Here is a 25,348-nt window from a genome sequence, read left to right on the forward strand (position 1 = left end):
TTTTAACCTTGTTTTTTGACTCACCTGCTGAGGCCGACGCTAAACAAGATTTTCAGAACATTAAAAAAATCGTTTAGGACGCTATTGGATCGATAACTTTATTCTTTTACTTGTTTTTCAACCAATAATAATTGTTTGTTATAAGCTTCAATTCTAGCATGAGCTGTACCATCAATCAATAAAATAACTACCAATAAAGCTATGGCTGTTATCATGCTAGCACGCCAAACAGGTGTATTCATAAAAAGAATCATTAGAGCGCAGGCTGCAATGATTATAGGAATAGCAATGAAAACAACGTTTTTATATTCTTTTAAGGTACTTTCAGCACGCGTCAATTCTGCTTCTACAAAAGCTGGTGCATTGGCATTATGGGCTTTTTCAAATTGTGTGATTCTGGCTTTATTGGTAAAAAATAACCCTAATCCAATAGTTAAAAGCAAAGCGCCTGCCACCAAGGTGGGGATGATATAGGCTCTTGCCATGTCGGTTTTTCCCATCTGCCAAAATCCTGCACTTGCCAATACAAACAAAATACCAAAGATGATAAAGAATGAACTCGAAAAGGCTTCCGCTTTTGCCCAATCTGTGGCTGTTTTTAATATATCCATGTTTTAATTTTTTTATTCAACACTCAAATAAGCACTTATTAGCAATGAATGAACCATTAATTTACAAATTCCATTTAGTACCTGTTTCCTTTTCAGATAAAGTCCATAACTTCTCTGCCACAGCTTTATCTTTTGCATGTTTTTGTAATTTGCATTCGCCAACGGGGCCAGTAAAATAACCTCGCCCAGTGGGTCCATAGAAACCGTTCTCATCTAGGTTTTCTTCTGTGGCGCACATTAGTTCTGGGTAAGCTCCTTTTTCGGCAGACTGCACCAGAGGAGACAATTTCATCAGTTGCCAAACAAAGCGAGTCATCAAGCTGCCGCTGGTTTTTATGAGTGATGTCCTGGAGGCACCTGGATGACAGGCATAAGCTTTTACGTTTGTCTTTCCTGCTTTTTTCAATCGGTTTTGAAGTTCGTAGATGGACATAATTTGAGCCAATTTACTTTGGCTATAAACACCATTAGGGCTGTAGTTTTTATCCCAATTCATATCGTCGAATTGTATGGTTTTAATCCCTAAGTTATAACCCAAGCTACCTACAGTTACAATGCGTCCTTTTGTTTCTTCAATGCGTTTATATAGTAGTGCTTGAAGTAAAAAGTTGCCGTAATGATTTACACCCAGTTGGCTTTCGAAACCATCAAGTGTAAAGGTTTGTTTAGGCACTTGGGCAATGGCTGCATTAAGTATGAGTGCATCTATTTGAGCAACTGTTTGAAGTACTTCTTCAGCAGCTTTTCGTACAGAGTTTAGTTCTGCTAAATCCATCTGAATAAACGACACGTCTATATTATCTCCCAACTTCTCCTTCAATACCGCTATGGTATTTTCCGACTTTTTTGAATTCCGATTGAGCATGACCACTTTTGCTCCTTTGGATAACAATATTCGCGCTGCTTCAAACCCTGTTCCACTAGTGGTACCAGTTATAACAAATGTTTTGCCTTTTTGCGAACTCATTAAGCTTGGAGTCCATCCTTTTTTGCCAAATTGATTTTTATGTGCCATCATTCAAGTTTTTAATTTTTAGTAAAATATCATGTTACAAATATGGCCAATGAACGATGTTTTGTACTTAAACATTTTGGCAGAAAAATTATACATTTCTTACATGTGTTTTTAGTTTCTATTACGCTTTTCTTCTTTACCCTTAAAACCGTATGTTTGTAATAGAAAGACAACATCATGGTATACGATCAACTGAATGCACTCATTGTTATATTAATATTTGGCTCATTGGTTTTACTTAGCTTTGTTAAGTTAGCCAATCCATTAGGTATTAATAAAAAAGGAAATCAATGGTTTGCTTTATTTTTGATGATGTACGCCTCGTTTTGGCTTGAAGAAATAGCCCTGTATGCAGGTTTTGGAGATCTTAACCCTATAGTATTAATCATGGTGCACGGACTACAAATTTTCACTCCTGTGGTGTTGTTAACGAGTATTCTGTCTTATTCAAATCCAAATTTTAAACTTAAACCTAAGCATGCAGTTCATGTTATTGTTCCTCTAATATATTTTGCGGTTTTAGTGTATGGGCACGTTCAGCAAAGTCAAAGCCCACATGGTCATATTTTAGCCATTGTCATTATTTTATCTCTATCGTCTGTTTATGCGGTGGTTTCTTATTTTAAAATCCGACGTCATCAAAAGAGTATCCTATTATATTCATCTAATGCACAGGGCATCAATTTAAATTGGTTAGAGTATATTTTATTGCAGGTTATTGTTATTTGCATCATCATCATACTTCATAACATATTTGTAAGTACACGCGACGTTAATTTGCTGGTAAATACAACACAGTTTGTTACAGTATTCTCTATTGCTTATTTTTCTTTCCGTCAGCGAGAAATATTTCCCATTAAGGAGAACCAAAAAGACGATTTAAATTTTATTATAGAAGAGCAAGAGCCCGATAAAATTAAAAAGAAATTGCTTGGTGATGATGACCTTGAACGTTTAAAAAAGAAGCTAAATCATCTTATGCAAGAGGAGCGTTTGTATTTAGATAGTGAATTAAACCTAGTTCGCCTTGCTGAGAAGATGACTATTACTCCGCATCAGTTATCTTATTTAATTAATAGTGGATATAACGAAAATTTTTTTCAGTTTGTAAACAGGTATCGTGTAGATTGTGCAAAGGAGTTATTGCTGAGTGAAGAGAAATTAACTATGCTGGCTGTAGCTTTTGATTCGGGCTTTAACTCTAAAACATCATTTAACACCACTTTTAAAAAACTTACCCAACAAACTCCTTCCGAGTATCGAAAATCGAGTTCAGGTTTATAAGTTGGTACTTAAATTTGTATGGGAGTAATCGATTGTGTGATGTTGAAACCTATTGGTTAATAGTTATTTGTGGACACCCTCTTCTGTCGCCATTTATACGTATTGAGAGTTGAAAAGTATTGATCATTAACATAGGTTACTCTTCATTATATTATCTTGTATACACTAAAAACAGGTTCATTTTCATAAACCCGAACATTTAATGTAATGTACAAACGTACTTTTGCATTACTAATTACAACATAATTTAAGATGAGAAGGAATGTAATTTTGATAATGCTACTTGGCGTTGCGCAGGTAATTATGGCGCAGCAGGCTCCAGTGCAAAATATTAAAGGAAGGGTGATAGATATGGATACACACCAATCTATTCCGGGGGTGAATGTTTATATTATGGGAAGTAACCCACCTATTGGAACCACAACTGATATGGATGGATATTACGTGTTGGAAGGTGTTGTCGTGGGGCGATATTCTATTCAGTTTAGTTTTATGGGCTACGATGCGGCCATGTTCAACGAAATTGTAGTTGGAGCGGGTAAAGAATTAGAGCTAAACGTAGAGTTAAAAGAAAGTTTTCAGCAGCTCGATGAGGTGGTAGTTAAGCCAGGTTTCAGAAAAGATAAAGCCCAAAATGATATGGCTACTTTATCGGCACGGTCGTTTTCTGTAGAAGAGGCGATGCGATATGCCGGCGGTTGGAATGACCCATCACGTTTGGCGGGTTCTTTTGCAGGAGTCAGCATGGCTGAAGGAGTAAATGATAATGCCATAGTAATTAGAGGTAATGCGCCCAAGGGAATTGAGTGGCGATTGGAGGGGATAGAAATTCCAGCTCCTAACCATCTGAATGGAGTGAATAATGGAGGTGGTATAGAAACCGTTTTTAGCGTTAACATGCTTGCTAATTCCGACTTTTTTACGGGCGCTTTTCCTGCAGAATATGGAAATGCCATGTCGGGCGCTTTTGATATGAAGTTTAGGAATGGAAATAGCAATAAACGGGAGTCTACCTTTCAAGTTGGTTCGCAAGGCATTGATATCAGTTCCGAAGGACCTTTGAAAAAAGGGAGCAATGCCTCGTATCTTTTTAATTATCGATATTCTACCATGGGGCTGATTGGTCAGTTAATGGATGGCAACTTTGGTATGCCTGAGTATCAGGATTTGAGTTATAAATTTTATCTGCCTACGCAAAAAGCAGGGACTTTCTCTATTTGGGGTATAGGAGGTTTAAGTAGTGTAGCTTTTGATCCGGATGAAGATCCGGATGAATGGACCAACTCCTTTGACAATAATAAATACAAAACGGGTTCGGATATTGCTGCAACAGGTATTACGCACCAAATTAATGTGGGTAGAAAGAGTTATCTGAAAACTTCTGTGGCATTTACTTACGATCAATTTGAGATGGTGAGCGATCAAATACAACGTGATAATAGTGTTATTCCATTGGCCAATCATCAGGAGGAGAACAAAAATATTAATTTGCATTCCTACTTAAATCATAAGTTTGGTAATAAACATACCAATAAAACAGGGGTAAAACTTAATGCTCGACACTATAATTTAGATATAAAGGGTAATCCAAATCCGGGTGAAGATGAGGAGTTAATCGCCATTGCCAATCAAAGCGGAAGTGCTAATCAGTATCAGTTTTATTCCCAATCTAAATTCAGACTTGCACCTACTTTTGATATTAATGCGGGTATCAATGTTTCTTATCTCCAAATGAATGAGGAAGTTGTTCCTGAACCAAGGCTGGGACTTTCGTGGCGATTTTTGCCTAAACATTCCTTTAACGTAGCTTACGGAAAGCACAGTAGGGTAGAACCCATCCGCTTTTATCAAGCGATGGATGAACAGAATAATTGGTTAAATCCAGATTTAGAAGTCACCAAAGCACATCATTATGTGTTTGCATACGATTATCGTATCAACGAAAATATGAAACTAAAGATAGAGCCTTATTATCAGTCCTTATATGATGTTCCGGTAGTAGATGGTAGCTCAATATCTTTAATTAATTATACTTGGGATATGTATTTTGAGGACGCTTTAAATAATTCAGGTACGGGAACCAATGTTGGGGTGGATATTACCTTAGAAAGATATATGAAGAATGGGCTGTATTATATGTTTACGGGGTCGGTATTTGATTCTAAATATGTAGGTGGTGATGGAGTAGAACGCAATACTTCATATAACAGGAATTACGTTTTAAACCTACTGGGAGGAAAAGAGTGGACCGTGCGAGATAAAAATACCTTTGGTATAAATACTAAAATTTCGTTTATGGGTGGAAACCGATTTACCCCTGCCGATCAGGAGGCTTCTAAGGAAAATGAAATGGTAGTATTGGATGAATCCAGAGCTTATGAATGGCAGGAAAATGATAAGCTGTTTGTTGATTTGGCTTTTAACTATCGAATAAATAAAGCCAAGAGTGCTCATATATTATCACTGCAGGTAAAAAATGCTTTAATGCAAAGCGAAATGTTTGGATGGGCATATGATTTTGAGCAGGAAAAAGTGGTAGAGCACGGCCTTACTATGATGTATCCATATTTTACATATAGAATAGAATTTTAATGCCTAATGTTCAAAATAAAAGAATGTTACCATTTATCAATAAATTAGATTAGTTCACTTATTAAAAGTATGTTTCTATAAACACTTCACAACCTATTCTATCTTTCTATGGTATAATCAATCAAGTTTGGGAAAGATTTAATTATTGGGAGATTAGTGCAGGAGAGGTTAAGTTTAAGTGCGTTAAGCCCGGGGCAATATTTGTTTCGGGCTTTGTGTTATACTTTATTTTAACCTTAGCAAAGGTCATGCTTAGGCTTGCAAAAAAAGAAAGGGACAACCAATTTAATGGTCATCCCTTTGTTATTTTATGATAATATTTGAGTTCTTACAAAGCAGCTTCTTGATTTACAGTTACCAATTCTCCTTCCATCGAGAATTTAGCAGCAGCCGTTACTTTAAGCTCCACAATTTGTCCAATTAAATCTTTATTGTCCGACTTAAAACGAATAACCAACTTACCAGATGTATGTCCTGATAAATAGCCGGCTTTTCTATCTTCCTCCCGAACTAAAACTTTAATGGTTTTTCCCATTTGAGCTTTGTTGTATTCGTAAGTATGTTTGGCCAGTTCTTCACTTAAAATAGCAAAACGTTTCTTTTTATCATCTAAACTAACGGTATCTTCCCAACGGTACGATGCTGCACCAGGACGAGGAGAATACATGGCGATATAAGCCATATTGTATTTAAACTCTTCCATCACTTTACGTGTGTTTTCTAGCTGCTCATCGGTTTCATCGGTAAAACCAACAATAATATCTGTAAATACTGTTGCTTCAGGTAATATCTTTCTTAAAGCCACCATGCTTTCTCTGTATTTGGATACGGAGTGCTTACGGTTCATTTTAATCAATACTTTTTCATCTCCACTTTGTAATGGGAAATGAATTTGTTTACCCAAACATTTGTATTTAGCGATTACATGAAAAATATCGGTGGTCATATCTTTGGGGTGAGGCGAAGTAAAATAAACCCAAAATTCGCTATCTATCTCTTCACCCATCTTACCTACTTGTTCAAGCAGTTGAGCAAAGGTTATTTCGTCACCATTCTTATCTAGTCCATACGAATTTACATTCTGCCCGAGTAGCGTAATGGTTTTGTATCCCTTTTCAGCTAAGCCTCTTACTTCCTCTAAAATTTCTTCCGAAGGACGAGATATTTCTCTTCCTCTTGTATAAGGAACCGCACAGTAAGTACAAAATTTATTACAACCATTCTGGATCGGGACAAAAGCCTCAAATTTACTGTCGTACTTAGGTTTTACTTTCCAAAAAAGTTTAATTTCATCAACTGGCGATTGTGGTTCTGCACTTAACGAAAGTGGGTTTGCGATACCGTACTCACCCAGCATTTGAGGTAACTGAGGTAACTCAGGCATGGTAAATACAATATCAAAAAGCTTTAAAAACTTTTCTTTATCAGCAGGTAACATACAACCCGAAATAAAAGTAACCAGGTTTTTTTTGTCTTTCCACCTATTCCATTTCGATATTTTGGAGTATACCTTATCAATAGCCTTCTGACGAACCGAACATGCAAGTATCCCAATAAAATTAGCTTCCTCCTCCGTTTCAACTCTAACGCAACCTGCTGCATCTAAAACTGATGCCACACGTTCCGAATCACTCATGTTCATTTGACAACCAAGTGTCAGTAAAAAGTACTTCATTCGTTTTTCTAATCATTAGATTTTAACGGATAAACATCTTTAACCATCAAAACCTAAAACATTTAACTTATGCCAATTTTATATTAAAACTGGCATTATTCTCTCCCCATCGCAACACCCTACTTAACTCAATAAACTTTTAATTTTAAGACTCCTACTAAAAGTATACTTCGGCATGAATTCTATCGTTGGGCACGCCCTTATTCTCCAGAATATCATATGCATCGTGAATCATATTGCAATTTCCGCACAAATATACTTCCAATTCTTCATCTATCTTTAAATCTTGCAAATAATTTGTCAATCTACCTGCATAATCACCACTCGTATCCCTCGACGAACATAGGGTATATTTACCTTTTTCGTATTCTTCCCTCTCGTATCCTTCCTCTGCAGTTCTTACGCCGTGTACAATTTTGTAATCTAAACCAGGGTTCGATTTTACCATGCAATGAAAAGGAGATATTCCTGTTCCAGTTGCGATGAATAAATATTTTTTATTGAATTTTTCGGTGTTGTTTAATCCAAAGTAACCCACAGGTTCTTCCACTACTACAGAGTCGCCTGCTTTTAGTCCTTTTAATACAGGTGTAATCAATCCATTCTGAACTTCTTTTACTAAAATTTCTATGAATGGATCATTCACGGCACTATATATTGAGTATTCTCTGGTGTGTATTCCATTAGGAGGCCCAACACATACATGCTGACCAGCAGTAAACTCCAAATCGTTTTTTTCAAATCGAATAATAAATGAAGTATCTGTTAAGTGTCTAACCTCTAGTATATCGTGTAAATTTAATCGCTTTCTGCTTCTATTCATCTGACTTATTCTATCTGTTTGTTTAATGTCTTTATTTAAAATTGGTATTAAAACCCATAGTTTTATAATTTGTTCAAGATTATTTTACCGTCAAATACAAACCTTGTTAGGTATATAATTGTTATTTTTATGCAGGTTTAATACTAAGCTTTACGCTTGAGTTAGTTTAAACATCTACCTGATGGGAATTATAATACCATTCGAAAGTAATATTTGAATTAACGCATACCTAAATAAATAATTAAGGAAACATAAAATAAGAATATTCACCTATGAGCTTACATCACTTTAGAAGTAAAGAAATTAGTTGGTTATCGTTTAACGAAAGAGTACTGAAAGAAGCTTCGCGCGATAATGTTCCACTAATTGAGCGGATAAAGTTTTTAGGAATATACTCTAACAACATGGATGAGTTTTTTCGTGTGAGAGTAGCTATATTAAAAAGGATTGTACAATTAGATAAAAACACCGAGTTTGAAGGAGGAACCCCGCAACAAATTTTAAAAGATATCCATAAGTTGGTCATGAAACAAAGTAATATGTTTGGTGAAGCCTACGATAAGATATTAACCGATTTGGCCAAACAGGATATTTATATCATCAATGAAAAAGATTTAAATGATGATCAAGGGGAATTTGTAAAACGTTACTTCCAGAAAAAGGTACGTGGTAATTTGATGCCTATTATTTTAAACAAGCGCAGACCATTGCCCGACTTAGCAGATGACGGAATTTATTTAGCCGTATATCTTAAAGACTCGGATACCGGAAAAACAAATTATGCCTTAGTGGAAATTCCTTCATCGATGGATCGCTTTGTATTGCTACCTTCTTTAGATGGAAAAAAGTATGTAATGTTGTTAGATGATGTGATTCGTTACGAGTTGGCAGATATGTTTTACATGTTTGATAATGATGATATTGCTGCTTATACTTTTAAACTAACGCGAGATGCTGAATTAGATATCAATGATGATATTTCGGAAAGTTATGTGAAGAAGATTGCTAAAGGCTTAGAGCGCAGAAAAGAGGCACATCCTGTAAGGTTTGTTTACGATAAAAAGATGCCTGAGGATATGTTACAGGTTTTATTAACCAAACTACATTATACCTCTGATGACTCAGTAATTAAAGGCGGTAGATATCATAACTTCAAGGATTTTATTGGCTTTCCTAAGTTCGGAAGCAAAAGAATGACTTATCCATCTTTACCTGCCATACCGCATAAAGACATAGAGCCGCAAACGTCTATGTTCTCTATCGTGACTAAAAAAGACTTGTTGTTGCACTACCCATACCAGTCATTCCATTATTTTATCGATTATCTGAGAGAGGCTTCTATTGATCCATTGGTTAAAGAAATTAAGGTAACGATATATCGTGTGGCCAATAATTCGGCTGTGATGAAAGCACTGAAAAATGCGGCTCGTAATGGTAAAAAAGTAACGGCAGTTGTTGAGCTGCAGGCTCGTTTCGATGAAAAAGCAAATATTTGGTGGGCTAATGATTTAAAGGCGTCTGGAGTAAAAGTTATTTTCGGGGTTCCAGGTTTAAAGGTACATGCAAAGCTTTGTTTGGTGGTTCGTAAAGAAAGAAACAGACTAGCTAATTATGTATGTGTCGGAACAGGTAATTTTAACGAAGATTCTGCTGGCATATTTGCTGACCATTTATTATTTACCAAACATATTGGTATTTGTAAAGAGGTGGCTTCTGTATTCGATTTCTTTAGTAGAAACTATAAAGTACCCTTCTTTAATCATTTGTTGGTGGCGCCTTTTTACTTGCGTAACTCTATTGAAAACTATATTGAAAGAGAGATTATAAATGCAGATAAAGGTAAAGAGGCATCGGTTTATATTAAGGTAAATAACTTGGTAGATTATAACCTGATTCAGCTTTTATACAAAGCTCAAAAGGCGGGTGTAAAAGTCCAACTGAATGTACGTGGTATGTTTTCTCTTTTTTCAGACTTTGATGAAGCTGCCAAGCCTATTGAGTCCATTGGTATTATCGATCGTTTTTTAGAGCACACCCGGGTGTTTATTTTTGGGAATAATGGTAATGAGAAAATGTATATTTCATCAGCCGATTTAATGACTCGTAATTTAGACCGTAGGATAGAAGTGGCTTGTCCTATATATGACAAAAAGTTACAGCGAGAAATTAAAATGCAGTTAGATATGCAGATGAAAGATAACTGCTCTGCCAGAGATTTAAATAACTCATTAAGTAATAAGTTACGAAAGGTAAATGAAGAAGATGGCGAGTACCGTTCTCAATTAGAGTTTTATCACTGGCTTAAAAATGTGCACGAAGAAGAAGAGGAGTGTAATGCTGAAAGTGAATAATTACTTTTAGCTTATGAAGTTCAGTATAAAGAATCACAATATTAGTTTTTACGAGTTGCAAAATTATATAGCTCGGGGTTTTAACTCTGAGTATTTTTATGCAGTTCTACTGAAGCGTAAACGAAGTAATTGGCTTTATATACAAACACTAAATAGAATTGAGATTTATCATTGAAGTATCATAATCTTATTCTCACCTTTGAATTAGATTACAAAAAAGGAATACTATGGCAAAGATGAAAGCATTGGTGAAAACAAAACCAGAAAAAGGTATATGGTTAGAAGAAATTGATGTTCCTAAAATTGGCGTTAATGATGTATTGATTAAAGTGGTAAAGTCTGCTATTTGTGGCACCGATTTACATATTTATCTATGGGACGAATGGGCTCAAAATACCATTAATACACCTATGACTGTTGGTCATGAGTATGTGGGAGTTGTGGCACAAGTGGGTTCTGAGGTGGTTGAATTTAAAGAAGGAGATAGAGTGACTGGTGAGGGACATATTGCCTGTGGTCATTGTAGAAACTGTAGGAGAGGGCGTCAGCATATTTGCGAAAACACGATAGGAATTGGTGTTAATATTGATGGCGCTTTTGCGGAGTACGTGAAGGTGCCTGCTACTAATGTAATGAAGGTACATCCAAATATTTCGGATGAGGTGGCGGCTATTATGGACCCTTTTGGAAATGCAACCCATACCACACTTAGCTTCCCTATTATTGGTGAAGATGTAATTATTACAGGAAGCGGTTTAATAGGCAGTATGTGCGTGGCCATCGCAAAGTTTGCAGGTGCGCGTTATGTGGTGGCTACTGAAACCAACGAATACAGAGCTGAGTTAGCCAGAAAAATGGGCGCTACCCGTGTAATCAATCCGCTCAAAGAAAATTTGTCGGATATTGTTAATAATGAGCTTCAGATGAAGGGATTTGATATTGGATTAGAATGTTCGGGTAACCCGGTTGCCTTTAATTCGATGTTGGATAATATGTATAACTCAGGTAAAATTTCATTATTAGGAATTCAGCCTTCTCATACCCAAATAGATTGGAGTAAAGTGATCTTTAAAGGTCTAACTCTAAAAGGAATTTACGGAAGAGAAATGTTTGAGACCTGGTATCATATGGAACAGATGCTATTATCAGGAGTAGATTTAACTCCAATGATTACGCACCGTTTTCATATAGATGATTTTCAAAAAGGTTTTGATATTATGGAATCAGGAAACAGCGGTAAAATAATATTGAACTGGGAATAGAAGCCATGATATAATGAACAGCTATCAATTATAAATATGGAAATATTATTAATTGTTAGCTGTTTTTTTACTTAAAACTAATAACTAATCCTGCAAAAGAGCCATATAAAACGCTATTGATAGGGTTTGATGTTATGGCACATGTACCCGAGTTACATCCAACAAAATAATAGTATGCATATCCTAATACAGCACCAATTAATACTCCTCCAATAATTCGGTGCGGTTTTTGTTTTTTTATTTTCTCCCAAATCTTCATACTTTCGACATTAATTTTGCGCATCGCAATTTAGTAATAAAATATTAAAACATATAACAATGTATATATATAAAATATTGGTAGTTTTTATGCTGTTGTCTTGTGCAGGATTAAAAGCACAACAGGATTTCTCCACTTTTGATAAAAGAGCTAAAGAAATATCTGCCTTGGATGATATCAATGCAAAGAAATATCAATTGGCTAAGTTTGCTAAATCGTTCCGGTATTTTTTATTAAATCAGTCAGTATCCTACCAAGCTAACTCATATATCAAACAGGCTAAATCAAGCGATTCAAAATATACCATTTATTACTTTAACACTTTTGACCAAGATATGATTTTACGCTTGGATTGGTTTGTGCTTTATGGTGATAAGAATGGACGCAAAGTATTACACGATTTTGATGATAATATTCAAGGCCAAGTAAAAAAAGGAAATGGAGAAGTTAATATGAGTTTGGCTCGTACTATACAGGGTGATACGGATTTATATACTTTGAATTTTGAGTTTAAGGAAGATAAGAATAGGTATAAGTCTTATCGAGATTTAGCTGCAATTTGTATGTTCGAAGAGTTGCTTTATCGTGAAACGGCGGAGGCTAGGCTTGCTTTGAACGATTCTATCAACAATAGATTACAAGTTATCTGGAATAATCCAGAATGGTTTAATGATAAATTGGACGGTTTGAAGCGTATGTCAACGTTAGTTTCAGATGATGGAAGTGTAAAAATATGCACATGGAACTTACTTATGCCGAATTCTACCAATAAGTTCTTTGGCGCTGTTATGATAAAAGATAAAGGTGTTGTAAAAATGCATCCTTTAATAGATAATACGCACAAAATACGCTCAGTTCAAAAATCGGCCTTATCGCCAAAAAAATGGTTGGGTGCCATTTATTACGACATGGTTAGTGTAAAAGACAATAATTACGGAACATATTACATATTGCTGGGTTATAAACCTAATAACGAAATGACCAAGCAAAAAGTGGTGGAATGTATGTTAGTGGTAGGTAATGGTCAGGTGAGGTTTGGACATTCCATTTTTCAAACAGAACGTGTGCTAGATAAACGCTTAGTATTTGAATATAATGCTGCAACCAACATGATGTTAAAGTACGATTCAGATAAAAATAGAATTGTACTCGACCATTTGGCGCCTCCGAGCAGTTTATACGAAGGTAATACACGATTCTATGGTCCAGATTTTTCGTACGATGCATATGAGTTTCAAAAAGGTAAGTGGGTGTTAACCGAGGATGTGGATGTGTTTAATCCTAAAGTTGAAGAGGATGGTGCTAAACCACAGGGTGATGTAAAGTTGCGTAATAATTTAATTAACGATTAGATGGAAGTATTTGCAGAGAAATTTGATGATATAAAAATATTAAGATTTGAGGTTCCTGGTTTTGAGGAACTGGACTTAAATAAAAAACTATTTATCTATCATCTTAGTCAGGCTACTTTGGCCGGAAGAGATATTCTTTTTGACCAGCACGGTAAGTATAATCTCTTGCTAAGAGATATTTTAGAAGCCATTTATCAGAGTACAGAAAATAAGGTAGGAGAGGATTGGAAACAATTTACCAACTATCTTAAAAAAGTTTGGTTTGCCAGTGGACCACATCATCATTATAGCACAGATAAATTTAAACCAGGTTTTTCTGAAGATTTCTTTTATACTCAGCTCAATCAGCTTAATTCTGGAGATTCAGGTTTGACCGAAAAGCATCTTAATAAGGATACTATAAAGGTAATAGAACGCTTGATTTTTGACGAGACCTTCATGGGTAAAAGGGTTAACTTTAGAGCAGATGAAGACTTAATACAAACATCGTCCAATAATTTTTATGATGGTGTTAGTCAGTCCGAAGTTGAGGCATTTTACGCTAAGCAAAAGACTGACAGTGATAATAAAAAGCTGTCTTTTGGATTAAATAGCCGTTTGGTAAAAGATGGCAATGAAGTAAAAGAGGAAGTTTATAAAATCGGCGGTAAATATGGTGAAGCTATCACGCAAATTCATCAGCATTTAGCACAAGCCATTAAGTATGCCGAAAATAAAACGCAGAAAGATGTTATTCAACTGTTGATGGATTTCTATGAAACAGGAGACCTTGAAAGGTTTGATGAGTTTTGTATTCAGTGGGTGAGTGCTTTAGATGGAGATGTTGATTTTATCAATGGTTTTATTGAAACCTACGGAGACCCATTAGGCATGAAAGCCACATGGGAAGGAGTGGTTCAATTAGTGGATGAAGAGGAAACTAAAAAGGCCGAAATTATTGCTGAAAATGCGCTTTGGTTTGAGCAAAACTCGACTACGGATAAGGCCTATAAAAAAGATGAAATAAAGGGAGTTACGCTAAAAGCCATTAGTGCTGTTGCCGTGGGTGGTGACTGCTATCCTGCCAGTCCTTTGGGTATTAACCTTCCCAATGCAGAGTGGATTAGAGAAGAGTATGGTTCAAAGTCAGTTACTCTAACCAATATTTCCAATGCACATCACAAGGCATCTTTAAGTTCTGGCTTTGCCGAGGAATTTACCTTAACCGCTGAAGAAGTAGAGTTAGAGAAAAAATATGGCGCCGTATCGGATAATTTGCATACCCATCTCCACGAATGTGTTGGTCATGGTTCAGGAAAATTAATGCCTGGTGTTACTTCTGATGCTTTAAAAAATTATGCATCAGTAATTGAAGAAACACGTGCAGATTTATGCGGCCTTTATTTTATGTACGATGCTAAAATGCTTGAGCTTGGTTTATTGCCTCATTTAGATGCCGCCAAAGCACATTATAATGGTTATATCAGAAATGGTTTATTAACTCAAATTACACGTATTAAATTAGGTGATGATATTGAGCAAGCACATATGCGTAACCGCCAGTTAATTGCTGCTTGGGTATTTGCTGCAGGTAATGGAGAAGTGGTTGAAAAGATTATTGAAAACGGAAAAACATTCTTCAGAATTAATGATTTTACAAAGCTTCGAGACTTGTTTGGTGTACTTTTAAAAGAGATACAAAGAATAAAATCGGAAGGAGATGTTAAGGCTGCACAGAACATTGTGGAGACTTACGGTGTTAAAATAAACCAGCAGCTTCATTCAGAAGTACTGAAGCGATTTAAAAAATTGCAAGTGCCGCCGTTTACAGGGTTCTTGAATCCTAATTTTACGCTGGTACAAAAGGATGGAAATATTAGTGACGTTGTCATGGATTATAAAACGGATTATGCAGAGCAAATGTTAAAGTATTCAAAAGAATATGGAAACTTGCAAAGAGAATAGTCCAAATCATAGCTAAGTACTGTGATAATCAATTAAGACAAGGAAGTCTGTTTTTTGCTAATGCTTTTGCATATTCTAAAAAACTCGCTTTCTTTGCATAAAATTTATTGAAACAGAAAATATTAAAATTTATACATATGGATATTAAAAGAAACGCATACGTAACACTTTCTTACGTATTAAGATTAAAGGGATTTGAAGGGGAGATTGTTGAGGAAACTCCAGAGGATAAGCCATTAGAGTTTGTTTTCGGAACAGGACGTATGCTTCAAATGTTTGAAGAAAAATTAGACGGTTTAAAAGCTGGCGATGATTTTAGCTTTAAATTAACTGCTGATGAGGCTTATGGTCAGATCAACGAAGAGGCTAAAGTTGATATCCCTAAAAATATTTTCGAAGTAGAAGGAAAAATTGATGAGGATTTAATTAAAGTAGGTAACATGGTACCTATGCAAGATGCTCAAGGAAATCGTTTAAACGGTATCGTTTTAGATATTACTGATGAAACTGTTAAAATGGACTTTAATCACCCATTAGCTGGTGATGATTTATATTTTGCAGGAGCTGTAAAAGAAGTTCGCGAAACTACTGACGAAGAAATGATGGCTGCTGTTGGTGGCGGTGGTTGTGGTTCTGGTTGTGGATGCGGAACTGGTGAAGAAGCTGCTGGTTGTGATTCTGGAGCATGTGGTCCTGACGGATCAGGTTCTGGCGGTTGCGGATGCTCATAATAGAGTTTAAAAGTTTGTAAAGTAGAAAGTTCGTAAAGTACTTTCTCTCTTTATACAAAAGATATAAAGCCTGTTTTCGTAAGAAAATGGGCTTTTTTCAATAATGGACATGATTTACAAGATTAACATGTAACCTTAATCCAATCAATTTTCTATTTTTGTGACTTAAATCATGTAATAAACATGGTTGGGTTAAAATAATTCATAATTCAAGATATTAGATTTATGTAGACAAGGATTTTTTTAAGCGTCTTGTCTTTTATCTTTTGTCGGATAATCTATAAATAAATGGCTGGTAATACATTCGGAAATTTTTATAAACTGACCTCTTTTGGAGAGTCGCACGGAAAAGCAGTAGGTGGAGTAATTGAAGGTGTAATGCCTGGGTTGGAAATTGATTTGGACTTTATTCAAGGTGAGTTAAATCGCCGTCGTCCAGGGCAGAGTGCTATTACAACACCTCGTGATGAAAAAGATAGAGTAGAAATTCTTTCTGGTGTAATGGAAGGTAAAGCCACAGGAACACCTATTGGGTTTTTAATTTGGAATGGAGATCAACGCTCAAAAGATTATACCAACATAAAGGACGTTTATCGTCCATCGCATGCCGATTACACTTATCAAGAGAAGTATGGTATTCGTGATTACCGCGGAGGTGGTCGTTCTTCTGCTCGTGAAACCATTGCACGTGTTGTCGCAGGAGCTGTAGCCAAACTTATTTTAAAGAAGCATGGCGTTCAAATTAATGCCTACACTTCTCAAGTGGGTTCTATTAAATTAGAAAAATCATACGCCGAAATGGATTTGGCTAAGGTCGAAGAAAACATAGTGCGTTGTCCGGATGCTGAAGTAGCGGAGAAAATGATTGAGTACATCGATCAAATTCGTCAGGATAAGGACTCTGTAGGAGGGGTGATTACTTGCGTGGTAAAGAATTCGCCTGTTGGATTGGGAGAGCCTGTATTTGATAAGTTTCATGCTGAAATGGGTAAAGCCATGTTAGGTATCAATGCTGTTAAAGGTTTTGAGTACGGAATGGGCTTTAAAGCAGGCGGTATGAAAGGAACTGAGCACAATGATGAGTTTTATATGGATGGCGATAAAGTCCGTACAAAAACCAATCGTTCTGGTGGTGTTCAAGGAGGTATTACCAACGGCGAAGATGTGTATATGAATGTGGTGTTTAAGCCCATCGCAACTATCCTTAAGGAACAAAATACCGTTAATAAACAAGGCGAAGAGGTGGCTACAACCGTTAAGGGGCGTCACGATCCATGTGTTTTACCACGTGCTGTACCTATTGTTGAAGCCATGGCAGCTATGGTTATGGTTGATATGATTTACTTGAATAAAATGTACAGGTAGTACCTCGTTAAAAGTCGAAAGTTAAAAGTAAATAGTTTAATTATATTTTTGTGATTGCGTTAGGACTAAGTCTTTATACTTTTGTCTTTCTTCTTTATACTTATATAGCATGAAAAACATTCCACTTTATTGGAAAATTATTATTGGTATTGCCCTAGGTGCCCTTTGGGCTGTTTTATCGGGTTATTTAGGTTGGCAACAATTTACCAGCAATTGGATTGCTCCTTTTGGTGAGATTTTTATCAACCTGCTTAAACTGATTGCTATTCCTTTAATACTTTTTTCCATCATTAGTGGAATTGTTAGTTTAGGTAACCCCAAAGATTTAGGTAAGCTTGGTGCGCGTACCTTGGGGCTTTATCTGGTGACTACCATTATTGCCGTTTCTTTGGGTTTGGTGTTGGTAAACATCTTTAAACCAGGAAAAACTTTTTCGGAAGAAGTCCGCATTGAGAATCGGATTGCGTATGAGTTATGGGCCAATCAGGAAGGAATTCCGATTAAGGATGGTCGGCACTTTTCGGCTCAAGCAGAATATAAGTCTATTGTTGATGCTAAAACATCGCAACTTGAGTTATCATCAGAGGATGAAACGGTATCTAAATATAAACCTAAGGGTAAGCAAGGCCCTTTGCAAGCATTGGTAGATTTGGTTCCTCAAAACATATTTAATGCCTTGTCTGGCCAAGGATCTATGCTTCAAATCATCTTCTTTGCTATTTTCTTTGGTATTGCCATTTTATATGTGCCCATCGAAAAATCTAGGGTTATTATTCAGTTTGTAGATGGTGGTTCTGAGATATTTATTAAGATGGTAGATATCATTATGAAAGGCGCTCCGTTTTTTGTTTTTGCTTTAATGGCTGGTGTGGTCAATGATATTGCTGGGGATGATCCCGCTAAGATATTGGAAATATTCAAGGGTTTAGGATGGTACTCACTCACTGTTTTAGCTGGCTTGTTAGCCATGGCTTTTGGTATTTACCCAGGCATATTAAAGTTATTGGTTCCCAAACGTAAATTCTTTGAATTTTTAAGAGGTATTAGCCCAGCACAGGCTTTGGCATTTTCTACCAGTTCCAGTGCGGCAACCTTGCCGGTTACTTTTGAATGCGTGGAGGAAAATTTAGGTGTAGATAAAAAAACAGCTGGTTTTGTATTACCCATAGGCGCAACAGTAAACATGGACGGAACGAGTCTTTATCAGGCAGTAGCCGTTGTGTTTTTGGCTCAAATGCATATGATTGACCTCACTTTAGGTCAGCAAATCACAGTGGTGTTAACTGCTACCTTAGCCAGTATAGGTTCTGCAGCCATTCCAAGTGCAGGCATAGTGATGTTGATGGTAGTGCTACAATCGGTGGGACTAAACCCTGCATGGATTGCCATTATTTTACCTGTGGATCGTGTTTTAGACATGGTTAGAACCACGGTAAACGTTACGGGAGATGCTTCGGTGGCTTGTGTAATTGATTCGTATGTAGATACGGATGATAAGCAGAAATAGAAAGATAGATCCGCTGCTACCCACCATTCCTTATAACAACCCTAAGCTGCCCCTAAGCTGCCGCACGTGTCCCCACGTGTGGTAAATAATATCATTTTTTTTCTTTATGCTAGCGCCGATTTGCAATTGAGCTTGTAAATAATCAATGAAATGCTTAGATTACAATTCCTCTTCATACTAACAAGAGCAACAACTATTTAATTTGTGAATCTTTTGTATTATTTTACCGCTATACAATTTCACGGATCACAGATCCGCGCTAGCTGGGGGGCGCTCAGTGTAAGTAAATTCTAGTTTTTCCATATCGAATTTATTCGGGAAATATTAAATGGTAAAATACCTTATTAATTATATATAATGAATGTTTATAGTATTAAAGTAGATGTCAATAATTATCAATGGATATCTCCTGTTATAAAAGACGGTAGTATATTAGATTATACCGTCTTTAATTGTCAGAAAAAAGAGAAAAACTTGAGTGAAATAGAGTGGTATTCTATAAACCCTAATAGTAAAGAAGGAAATTTTTATAGTTTAGGTTCAAATGGTGCTTTCGCTTTTGATGATAAGGTTTACAATAGTGATTTATTATCAATTTTTGAAATGGCAGGCGAGGTAATACCGATCAAGGTAAAAAATAAAAAGTTGTACGTTTTAAATGTTTTGGAATGTATGAATTGTTTAAATGAAGAGTTATCAGAGTGGGAAATATATTCGGATGGAAGTCGGGGTAGAATTTTATCATATTCATTTTTAAGAAGTCGGATTTGTGAATCTTCAATTTTTAAAATTCCTCAAACTCAAAAAGGCGAAGTATTAACTTATACTGGTATTAAAGAAAAGTCGGATGAGTTTATGTCTTTGTATCAAAGTTTAAACTTTGAAGGACTTGTATTTGACAAGCTTACTTTGTAAATTCTACGCCTACGACTCCCCCTGATATCGCACGATTGTATCGTGTGATTTGGAACAAGAAACAGCCCATCTACGTTTGATACAGTACAATCTTTGTTTTATATTTCACCATCACTTTAAAGAGATATCGCAAATGAGTAGAGGATGGAAGTTCCATAATCCTGCAGGTGTTTACTTTGTAAGCTTTGCAGTAGTAGAGTGGCTTGATGTTTTTACCAGAAACGAGTATAAAAATATTATTATTGACAGCTTGCAATTTTGCCGGAAAGAAAAAGGTATGGAGATATTTGCATGGTGTATAATGACCAACCATGTTCATTTAATTTTCAGAAGTGTTAAAGGTCAGAAACCTGATTTGTTGTTAGGGGATTTTAAGAGGTTTACGAGCAAAGAAATAGTAAAAGCAATTATTGGTAATCCCAGGGAAAGTAGAAAAGAATGGTTGTTGGAACAGTTTGAAAAGGCTGGAGCCAAAGCTTCTAATGTCAGCAAATACCAGTTTTGGAGACATGATAACAAACCCATTGAATTATGGAGCAATAATGTAATAGACGAAAAGATTAACTAATTACATAATAATCCTTTAGAAGAAAGGTTGGTTTATAAAGCAGAAGAATACGTTTATAGTAGTGCAAAAGATTATGCCGGAGAGCAAGGCTTAATAGAAGGAGTGATTGTTGTATATTAGTTGAGTCACACGATACAATCGTGCGACAGCTGGGGGATAATATTTTTAAAACTGAGTAAGATGGAACAAGTAGATTTTTTACACAATATAACTTCCTATTGGCTTACGCGTAAAAACTTATTTTTTGTTGAGAATAATGAGCTTTTAAAAAGTGATAAAAGTGACAATTGCATACTTTATAAAAAAAGACCAAGATTTACGGTCGAAAGTTTCTATCGTATACAGAATGATCAATTATCGGAAACAAATTCAGGTAAACTAAATTATATCGACGAAAATTTAAATGTAGACAATAGAATACAAATAGGAAATGCCAATAATATAGCACAATTAAATAATTCTTTTTTTCGCTTTTCTGAGGAAATTAAGCGAAAAATATTTAGAAATGGAATTTGTGATGGTTCTGGAAATATACTTTGGAGTTTTGACGAATCTGTTATTAGATGTGGTTGGGGGCTAGAATTAATGATCTACTCTAAATACTTAGATGATGAAGAAATATTTAAGAGAGATATATTAACCGGCGAAACCCTTTGGTCATTCAATGCATCCGAGATTGGTAAATACACAGATTACAAAGGAGAACACACTGGTGAAATAAGAGGTAAAATACAATTGTGGAATAATTATCTTATTGTGCCATTAACAGGTAAAAAGTTAATAGCTCTGGATTATAGTACGGGTAAAATAGTTTGGGAAGCAATAGTGCCATTTAGTAAATACGAGATTTATAATGATAAAATAGTTTGTTTATACGAAAGTGCATTTCTTGAAATTGACCTAAGTACTGGAAAAACCCTACGAGATATTAATCTCGATGAATATTTAAAAATAGGAAAAGGTATTGATAGAATCCCTGAATATAAAATTGAAAATGACCGTATATATTTAACCGATTATCGTAAGTTTAAGATAGGTATATTAGATTATAACAGTTTAGAGTTAATAGATATTGTTACCATTAATCATCAAAAAGATGCTTGGCAAATAGGCGATTTAGAAGTACAAAATGGTAAAATATATGTGTTAGAATATTTAGAAGATCTCACAAAGAATCTTCATATTTATAAAGACGATATTGTATAATAGTCCCTCCCCAGCTACCGCGCGAGTCCTCCCCCGCTATCGCACGATTGTATCGTGTGATTTGGTACAAGAAACAGCCCATCTACGTTTGATACAGTACAATCTTTGTTTTATATTTCACCATCACTTTAAAGAGATATCGCAAATGAGTAGAGGATGGAAGTTCCATAATCCTGCAGGAGTTTACTTTGTAAGCTTTGCAGTAGTTGAGTGGCTTGATGTTTTTACTAGAAACGAGTATAAAAATATTATTATTGACAGCTTGCAATTTTGCCAGAAGGAAAAAGGTATGGAGATATTTGCATGGTGTATAATGACCAACCATGTTCATTTAATTTTCAGAAGTGTTAAAGGTCAGAAACCAGAGTTGTTGTTAGGAGATTTTAAGAGGTTTACGAGCAAAGAAATAGTAAAAGCAATTATTGATAATCCCAGGGAAAGTAGAAAAGAATGGTTGTTGGAACAGTTTGAAAAGGCCGGAGCCAAAGCTTCTAATGTCAGCAAATACCAGTTTTGGAGACATGATAACAAACCCATTGAATTATGGAGCAATGATGTAATAGACGAAAAGATTAATTACATACATAATAATCCTGTAGAAGAAAGGTTGGTTTATAAAGCAGAAGAATACGTTTATAGTAGTGCAAAAGATTATGCCGGAGAGCGAGGCCTAATAGAAGGAGTGATTGTTGTATATTAGTTGAGTCACACGATACAATCGTGCGACAGCTTGGGGCTCAATCCGGATAACAGATAAGGCAAAATAAAGAATTAAGTTAGTAACACAATGGCAAATAATATAGAAATAATGTTAACAGCTGCTATGCCAGCCAAAACAGTGGTAAGAGATATTTTAAATTCAGTGGAAGGTTTTAAAATAAATTGGACAGAAATATTTGTGTGGAGTACATCCTTTGAAGACGATACAAAAGATTTCCAGATATTTGAAGAAGCAATTAATAGTTTTATTGATAATATAGAGGAAGAGGATAGTTGTATTTATGGTGAAAGTAAATTAGGAGAAGAAAGCAAATATTCTTTATTAATTAAGCATATTGATAATGAACAACTTTATGTTCAATTTGTAAATGAGGCCCCCAACTTCACCCTAGAACAGTTTCATTACTACGAGCAATTCTTCTATAATATTTACCAATCCTTAGATAGTAAAATATACTACAAGAGCTTTGTCGGTGTAGCATCTAAAAATAAGTTTTATAGAGAGAATGGGTTAAGGGATAAGCTATTTTATAATGACCCTTTTTTAGAAGAAACTTTCTGTTACCGTTGTTTAACCCCTAAAGCCATTTATGGAGAGTATCACACTAAAAAGCAATTGTTGCAAGCACCCTTCTATAGCATTAAGGAGTTAGAAGATGAGGTATTAGAAATAATACAGTTTGAGCACCCTATTGATATTACCAATAAACAGCACATAGAAAATATGCGTAAGCTTAGAACCTATTTAAGCGAGCACAATACTTATCCAGAGGATCTGTAGCCCCGCTATCTCCTCGCTAGTTAGAGATTAGATATACTAGATGAAGTAAAGTCAAAAATAAATGTTAAAACGGAATGGTAGATAATATAGAAATAATGCTCAAAAGTGGTTCGTCAGATGGTAGTATATTATCTGCTCTGAAATGTATAGGGAAGATTGCATTACCTTGGGATAAAATAAGAGTAAGTAGTCATATATTTGAGGTAGACAGTGTTTATTTTGAAGATATAGATTTAGCAATAGAGTATTTAATTAAGAATTTAGACAGTGATTTCAGTATAATTCATTGCAGCCATTCTAAGAATGGAGAAAAAGAAATTAGTCTTTTGTTTAGGGAGTTGGAAAAGAAAGAAATTTATATTCAATTTGTAAATAAAGCCCCCAACTTCACCCTCGAACAGTTTCATTACTACGAGCAATTCTTCTATAATATTTACCAATCCTTAGATAGTAAAATATACTACAAGAGCTTTGTAGGCGTAGCATCTAAAAATAAGTTTTATAGAGAGAATGGTCTACTTGATATAAACTTTTACAATGCCCCTTTTATAGAAGAATCTTTTTTTTACAGATGTTTAACTCCTAAATCGGCATATGGCAAATGGCATACTAAGGAGCAATTGTTGCAAGCCCCCTTCTATAGCATAAAAGAGCTAGATGATGAAGTATTAGAAATAATTCAATTTGAGCAACCTATTGATATTACCAATAAGCAGCACATAGAAAATATGCGAAGCTTACAAAGCTATTTAAGCCAACACAATACTTATCCAGAGGATCTGTAGCCCCGCTATCCCCCGCTATCGCACGATTGTATCGTGTGATTTGGAACAAGAAACAGCCGTGTGGTAAATAAAGTAAAAGCATATCAATTACTTCGCTCCATAAAAACCACAAAATAATACATTTTTGCTAAATATATCATCGCCCACAGCGCAGGGCATTTTCCTTTTTAAAATAATAAGTCGGGCATGGTGCAGGAGCTTTTCCTGGTTAATAGATATCGTCAGCGAGGCTGCAGGGCGCTTTCCATCGCAACAAATTTGCTGGGGCACCGTGCAGGGCCATTTCCACCACAACGGAAAGCGTCAGGCACGGTGCAGCACGTTTTCCATCGCGGCGAATTTCATCGGGCACGGTGCTGGACGTTCACAATGAGCGTATTACGTTTGTGGGTGGCTGAGGTAAAAAAATAATTATAACACTATACATATTATTAATATTTTGTATATTAGATATAATTATCAACACAAAACTCAGTAAATTATGATTGTATTACCAAATTTTAATGATTATCGTAATGGTGAATTTGTAAAATTTACCGACCTAAATGCTAAAATCTTTAGCACACAAACTAATCCGGAATTGAATATTCAAAATCAGATAGGCACTTTAGCTAAGGTGCAAGTGGCCATGCGAAACATGTATACCATTGACCGGGGAAGTGGTTTAACAGCTCAAATAGTGGGGCAGGATCAAATACGAGACAATAGTAACTCGGCTATTCTAGCTATACTGGATGCCCATGCCAAGTATCATCCTGATGAGCTTATACAACAACAGGCTACTGATTTGCTGGCTGTTTTTACCAAACATGGGCGCCAGCTAAACCGTCAGAGTTATCATACTCAGACCATTAATTTAGATGATATTTTTCAGGAATTGGATAATGCCAAATCGCAAGAAAGCATTAAGGCCTGTCATATTGAGGACTATTATGCCAGTTTGACCAATGCGAATGAAAGTTTTGATACTTTGTTTTTAGCCCGAAACAAGGAGTATGCGCAAGCGCCAAAAGAAAAGCTGGCCAGTTTAAGAACAGATGCCGAAGCAGCATTAAATGCTTTGTATGCCCGTATAAATGCCTTTATTACCATTGATGGCATTGCTAAATACGAAGGTTTAGTGAACGAACTAAATGCCCTGATCGATAACTTTACGAGTGCCATTAAAAAACGACAAGCTAATGGCAGTAAAAATGATTCGGATGATGAAGAGATGGATGAGGATTTAAATTTGATAAATGAGTAGAGATATAAATGAAAAAAGGTGATGTACAGCCATATACACCACCTTTTAGATAATTAATAACATAACTAAATGTTACCAATCCCTGCAAAGGTAGATAAATAATTGAGAATTTAGTCTTTTACTGCTCCATGTTGCAGGGTAATTGCATTTAGCATTTAAAAACCACCTCCCCACTCATTCTTCGCGGTACTCCTCCTTGAAAAGAAGGAGAGCTTGATTTACATGACTTTTAATGATTTAAGATACCAACTCACTTGGATGCCACACCGAATTTGAAGATCTGTTATACTTTTTTTGAATACCAATAGGCGTCCTAAACGATTTATTTTATTGTTCTGAAAGTCTTGTATAGCATC

Annotated in this window: 21 protein-coding genes; 16 read left to right on the forward strand and 5 right to left on the reverse strand. The window is 35.6% G+C overall.

Annotation, left to right across the window (positions count from 1 at the left end; translation table 11 throughout):
- Positions 1–98: 98 nt before the first annotated feature.
- Entirely contained in the window at positions 99–611 is a 513-nt protein-coding gene (locus tag A8L32_RS13185) for a hypothetical protein (protein WP_066631246.1), read from the reverse strand.
- A gap of 61 nt (positions 612–672) precedes the next feature.
- On the reverse strand, positions 673–1,626 hold the full coding sequence (locus tag A8L32_RS13190; protein ID WP_066631291.1) for an SDR family oxidoreductase: 954 nt from the start codon (positions 1,624–1,626) through the stop codon (positions 673–675).
- Positions 1,627–1,803: 177 nt separating this feature from the next.
- On the opposite strand from A8L32_RS13190, the gene A8L32_RS13195 reads away from it, so the two are divergent.
- Together A8L32_RS13195 and A8L32_RS13200 are read left to right on the forward strand one after the other, a co-directional pair.
- The gene (locus A8L32_RS13195; protein WP_066631248.1) at positions 1,804–2,910 is read left to right on the forward strand and encodes an AraC family transcriptional regulator; all 1,107 of its coding nucleotides are present in this window, start codon (positions 1,804–1,806) and stop codon (positions 2,908–2,910) included.
- Positions 2,911–3,162: 252 nt separating this feature from the next.
- Entirely contained in the window at positions 3,163–5,502 is a 2,340-nt protein-coding gene (locus A8L32_RS13200; protein ID WP_066631251.1) for a TonB-dependent receptor, read from the forward strand.
- Between the two features lie 328 nt (positions 5,503–5,830).
- Here the strand turns inward: A8L32_RS13200 and miaB are convergent, their stop codons facing one another.
- Entirely contained in the window at positions 5,831–7,177 is a 1,347-nt protein-coding gene (gene miaB, locus A8L32_RS13205; RefSeq protein WP_066631254.1) for a tRNA (N6-isopentenyl adenosine(37)-C2)-methylthiotransferase MiaB, read from the reverse strand.
- Between the two features lie 157 nt (positions 7,178–7,334).
- Positions 7,335–8,000 carry a ferredoxin--NADP reductase gene (locus tag A8L32_RS13210; protein ID WP_066631257.1) on the reverse strand — a complete coding sequence of 222 codons (666 nt, stop codon included), beginning with the start codon at positions 7,998–8,000 and terminating at the stop codon, positions 7,335–7,337.
- Between the two features lie 272 nt (positions 8,001–8,272).
- Here A8L32_RS13210 and ppk1 point away from each other — a divergent pair, with 272 nt between their 5' ends.
- Together ppk1 and tdh are read left to right on the forward strand one after the other, a co-directional pair.
- On the forward strand, positions 8,273–10,351 hold the full coding sequence (ppk1, locus tag A8L32_RS13215) for a polyphosphate kinase 1 (RefSeq protein ID WP_066631260.1): 2,079 nt from the start codon (positions 8,273–8,275) through the stop codon (positions 10,349–10,351).
- Between the two features lie 227 nt (positions 10,352–10,578).
- On the forward strand, positions 10,579–11,613 hold the full coding sequence (gene tdh, locus A8L32_RS13220) for an L-threonine 3-dehydrogenase (RefSeq protein WP_233145487.1): 1,035 nt from the start codon (positions 10,579–10,581) through the stop codon (positions 11,611–11,613).
- Between the two features lie 67 nt (positions 11,614–11,680).
- Here tdh and A8L32_RS13225 read toward each other — a convergent pair whose 3' ends face one another.
- The gene (locus tag A8L32_RS13225) at positions 11,681–11,872 is read right to left on the reverse strand and encodes a DUF6132 family protein (protein WP_083631325.1); all 192 of its coding nucleotides are present in this window, start codon (positions 11,870–11,872) and stop codon (positions 11,681–11,683) included.
- Between the two features lie 59 nt (positions 11,873–11,931).
- Between A8L32_RS13225 and A8L32_RS13230 the strand changes: the two genes are divergently transcribed.
- The 12 genes from A8L32_RS13230 to A8L32_RS13285 all read left to right on the forward strand — a co-directional run bounded on the left by A8L32_RS13230 (position 11,932) and on the right by A8L32_RS13285 (position 24,992).
- A complete protein-coding gene (locus tag A8L32_RS13230) occupies positions 11,932–13,224 on the forward strand; it encodes a hypothetical protein (RefSeq protein WP_066631266.1) in 1,293 nt (430 codons plus the stop codon).
- Positions 13,225–15,168 (forward strand): dipeptidyl-peptidase 3 family protein, encoded by a 1,944-nt coding sequence (locus A8L32_RS13235; RefSeq protein ID WP_066631268.1) that lies wholly within the window; start codon positions 13,225–13,227, stop codon positions 15,166–15,168.
- Between the two features lie 137 nt (positions 15,169–15,305).
- On the forward strand, positions 15,306–15,899 hold the full coding sequence (locus A8L32_RS13240; RefSeq protein ID WP_066631269.1) for an FKBP-type peptidyl-prolyl cis-trans isomerase: 594 nt from the start codon (positions 15,306–15,308) through the stop codon (positions 15,897–15,899).
- Between the two features lie 288 nt (positions 15,900–16,187).
- Complete coding sequence (gene aroC / locus A8L32_RS13245; RefSeq protein WP_066631272.1) at positions 16,188–17,264, forward strand: chorismate synthase; 1,077 nt, start codon at positions 16,188–16,190, stop codon at positions 17,262–17,264.
- Between the two features lie 109 nt (positions 17,265–17,373).
- On the forward strand, positions 17,374–18,771 hold the full coding sequence (locus A8L32_RS13250; protein ID WP_066631275.1) for a dicarboxylate/amino acid:cation symporter: 1,398 nt from the start codon (positions 17,374–17,376) through the stop codon (positions 18,769–18,771).
- Positions 18,772–19,128: 357 nt separating this feature from the next.
- Entirely contained in the window at positions 19,129–19,686 is a 558-nt protein-coding gene (locus tag A8L32_RS13255; protein ID WP_066631278.1) for a hypothetical protein, read from the forward strand.
- A gap of 133 nt (positions 19,687–19,819) precedes the next feature.
- Entirely contained in the window at positions 19,820–20,254 is a 435-nt protein-coding gene (locus A8L32_RS13260; protein ID WP_198931780.1) for a transposase, read from the forward strand.
- Between the two features lie 180 nt (positions 20,255–20,434).
- Positions 20,435–21,460 carry a PQQ-binding-like beta-propeller repeat protein gene (locus A8L32_RS13265; RefSeq protein WP_066631281.1) on the forward strand — a complete coding sequence of 342 codons (1,026 nt, stop codon included), beginning with the start codon at positions 20,435–20,437 and terminating at the stop codon, positions 21,458–21,460.
- Between the two features lie 145 nt (positions 21,461–21,605).
- On the forward strand, positions 21,606–22,160 hold the full coding sequence (locus tag A8L32_RS13270) for an REP-associated tyrosine transposase (protein WP_066631283.1): 555 nt from the start codon (positions 21,606–21,608) through the stop codon (positions 22,158–22,160).
- An 87-nt stretch (positions 22,161–22,247) separates the two neighbouring features.
- Positions 22,248–22,961: a hypothetical protein gene (locus tag A8L32_RS13275; protein WP_066631284.1), complete on the forward strand. Its 714-nt coding sequence runs from the start codon at positions 22,248–22,250 to the stop codon at positions 22,959–22,961.
- A 74-nt stretch (positions 22,962–23,035) separates the two neighbouring features.
- Positions 23,036–23,746 carry a hypothetical protein gene (locus A8L32_RS13280; RefSeq protein WP_066631287.1) on the forward strand — a complete coding sequence of 237 codons (711 nt, stop codon included), beginning with the start codon at positions 23,036–23,038 and terminating at the stop codon, positions 23,744–23,746.
- 481 nt (positions 23,747–24,227) lie between these two features.
- Positions 24,228–24,992, forward strand: a complete 765-nt coding sequence (locus A8L32_RS13285; RefSeq protein ID WP_066631289.1) for a DUF6261 family protein — start codon at positions 24,228–24,230, stop codon at positions 24,990–24,992.
- The last annotated feature ends 356 nt before the right edge of the window (positions 24,993–25,348 follow it).

The organism is Labilibacter marinus (genome assembly GCF_001659685.2).
GTDB lineage: Bacteria > Bacteroidota > Bacteroidia > Bacteroidales > Marinilabiliaceae > Saccharicrinis > Saccharicrinis marinus.

Excerpts from the sequence above, each read along its gene's own strand:
- A8L32_RS13265 (WP_066631281.1), top strand. The coding sequence starts at position 20,435 with ATGGAACAAGTAGATTTTTTACACAATATAACTTCCTATTGGCTTACG.
- A8L32_RS13200 (WP_066631251.1), top strand. The coding sequence starts at position 3,163 with ATGAGAAGGAATGTAATTTTGATAATGCTACTTGGCGTTGCGCAGGTA.
- tdh (WP_233145487.1), top strand. The coding sequence starts at position 10,579 with ATGGCAAAGATGAAAGCATTGGTGAAAACAAAACCAGAAAAAGGTATA.
- A8L32_RS13270 (WP_066631283.1), top strand. The coding sequence starts at position 21,606 with ATGAGTAGAGGATGGAAGTTCCATAATCCTGCAGGAGTTTACTTTGTA.
- A8L32_RS13190 (WP_066631291.1), bottom strand. The coding sequence starts at position 1,626 with ATGGCACATAAAAATCAATTTGGCAAAAAAGGATGGACTCCAAGCTTA.
- A8L32_RS13185 (WP_066631246.1), bottom strand. The coding sequence starts at position 611 with ATGGATATATTAAAAACAGCCACAGATTGGGCAAAAGCGGAAGCCTTT.
- A8L32_RS13225 (WP_083631325.1), bottom strand. The coding sequence starts at position 11,872 with ATGAAGATTTGGGAGAAAATAAAAAAACAAAAACCGCACCGAATTATT.
- A8L32_RS13285 (WP_066631289.1), top strand. The coding sequence starts at position 24,228 with ATGATTGTATTACCAAATTTTAATGATTATCGTAATGGTGAATTTGTA.
- A8L32_RS13255 (WP_066631278.1), top strand. The coding sequence starts at position 19,129 with ATGAATGTTTATAGTATTAAAGTAGATGTCAATAATTATCAATGGATA.
- A8L32_RS13280 (WP_066631287.1), top strand. The coding sequence starts at position 23,036 with ATGGTAGATAATATAGAAATAATGCTCAAAAGTGGTTCGTCAGATGGT.
- A8L32_RS13195 (WP_066631248.1), top strand. The coding sequence starts at position 1,804 with ATGGTATACGATCAACTGAATGCACTCATTGTTATATTAATATTTGGC.
- aroC (WP_066631272.1), top strand. The coding sequence starts at position 16,188 with ATGGCTGGTAATACATTCGGAAATTTTTATAAACTGACCTCTTTTGGA.
- A8L32_RS13240 (WP_066631269.1), top strand. The coding sequence starts at position 15,306 with ATGGATATTAAAAGAAACGCATACGTAACACTTTCTTACGTATTAAGA.
- A8L32_RS13230 (WP_066631266.1), top strand. The coding sequence starts at position 11,932 with ATGTATATATATAAAATATTGGTAGTTTTTATGCTGTTGTCTTGTGCA.
- ppk1 (WP_066631260.1), top strand. The coding sequence starts at position 8,273 with ATGAGCTTACATCACTTTAGAAGTAAAGAAATTAGTTGGTTATCGTTT.
- miaB (WP_066631254.1), bottom strand. The coding sequence starts at position 7,177 with ATGAAGTACTTTTTACTGACACTTGGTTGTCAAATGAACATGAGTGAT.
- A8L32_RS13250 (WP_066631275.1), top strand. The coding sequence starts at position 17,374 with ATGAAAAACATTCCACTTTATTGGAAAATTATTATTGGTATTGCCCTA.
- A8L32_RS13275 (WP_066631284.1), top strand. The coding sequence starts at position 22,248 with ATGGCAAATAATATAGAAATAATGTTAACAGCTGCTATGCCAGCCAAA.
- A8L32_RS13260 (WP_198931780.1), top strand. The coding sequence starts at position 19,820 with ATGAGTAGAGGATGGAAGTTCCATAATCCTGCAGGTGTTTACTTTGTA.
- A8L32_RS13210 (WP_066631257.1), bottom strand. The coding sequence starts at position 8,000 with ATGAATAGAAGCAGAAAGCGATTAAATTTACACGATATACTAGAGGTT.
- A8L32_RS13235 (WP_066631268.1), top strand. The coding sequence starts at position 13,225 with ATGGAAGTATTTGCAGAGAAATTTGATGATATAAAAATATTAAGATTT.